General features: G+C 53.7%; 1 pseudogene. It reads left to right on the top strand.

Annotated elements, in window-relative coordinates:
• Positions 1-345: 345 nt before the first annotated feature.
• Positions 346-536, top strand: a pseudogene (locus tag KR51_RS16865) (IS5-like element ISAcma17 family transposase); the annotation flags it as partial.

Here is a 536-nt window from a genome sequence, read left to right as displayed (position 1 = left end):
GGTGCGATGCCAGTCCCCCGGAGGGAAAGTAAGGACAACGCAACCGGTCGTCCGTCCCGGCTACCTTGGCCGAGAGGGGTTCTCCTGATGAGCATTGTCCCCAACTGTCTTATGCCACCTACGGTGAAGTTGTGCCCCCGGATCGATTCCTGACTTCTACCGGTGCCGTGTAAAAAGCCAATCTAAAATGGAATCCAATTTTCTCAAGATCTGGCAATGACGATAATTAGGGCTTGCTGAGATAAGCTCAAATGCTGAAAGCGAGGGATTTCTGAGGCTTGCGAAGCACAAAAGGCGCAAGGAAAACGTCCAAATATCTGGAAAACCCTTGCACCTCTGGACCCGATGTACGCTCACCTCCCCGCAGGACAGCTTTCCTTTGAAGATTTCTACCTCCCCTTCAGTGGCAAGCTGTCTGCCCACAATCGCTGGGTCAAACTGGCCGCTCTGATGCCTTGGGAAGACTTGGAGGGAGATTATGCCTGTCAGTTTGACGCTGCCTTGGGTGCACCAGCGAAACCCTTCCGCATGGCCCT

Source organism: Rubidibacter lacunae KORDI 51-2 (assembly GCF_000473895.1).
GTDB lineage: Bacteria > Cyanobacteriota > Cyanobacteriia > Cyanobacteriales > Rubidibacteraceae > Rubidibacter > Rubidibacter lacunae.
Note: the sequence above shows the minus strand (reverse complement) of the source record. Positions and strands in the feature narration are given on the sequence as shown.